This window comes from Tamlana crocina, from assembly GCF_012037625.1.
In genome coordinates this window covers 1-393 of the sequence record NZ_JAAVJS010000382.1, presented here as the reverse complement: position 1 = coordinate 393, position 393 = coordinate 1, and the positions used below count along the sequence as shown (strand labels likewise).

Here is a 393-nt window from a genome sequence, read left to right as displayed (position 1 = left end):
ACACTGGTAACAGCAAACGGGATAGGTAAAAGGGCACCAACTACAATTAAAAAACCACCCCACTTTTCGGTATTTTTGATGTGTTTGGACATTTTGTTTTCCATAGCGCGGTGTACAGCGGGGATCCTTGTGATCGCTTTACCAATCCAGTAGGAAATAATACCTCCCACGTAGGAAGCTAACGCCAGGAAACTAAGGAAAAGTACCGGCATGGCAGATTTTCCTGCCCATGCGATGAACAATTCGGGCGGCACCAATCCAAGCCCTATAGACTCCGAAGCCAGGAAAACAGAGATGATCCCCAGTGGTGAAAAGGTTTCGGTAACAGTAACCAGTACACTGTTGATGTTGATCACATATTCATTTATGGCAAATAAAGCCGCCAAAAATAGG

1 protein-coding gene is annotated in these 393 nt (G+C 45.0%); it reads left to right on the top strand.

Annotation, left to right across the window (positions count from 1 at the left end; genetic code table 11):
- Positions 1-210: 210 nt before the first annotated feature.
- The coding region (locus tag HC176_RS19720) for a hypothetical protein (protein WP_209309780.1) at positions 211-393 on the top strand (183 nt) is incomplete at its 3' end.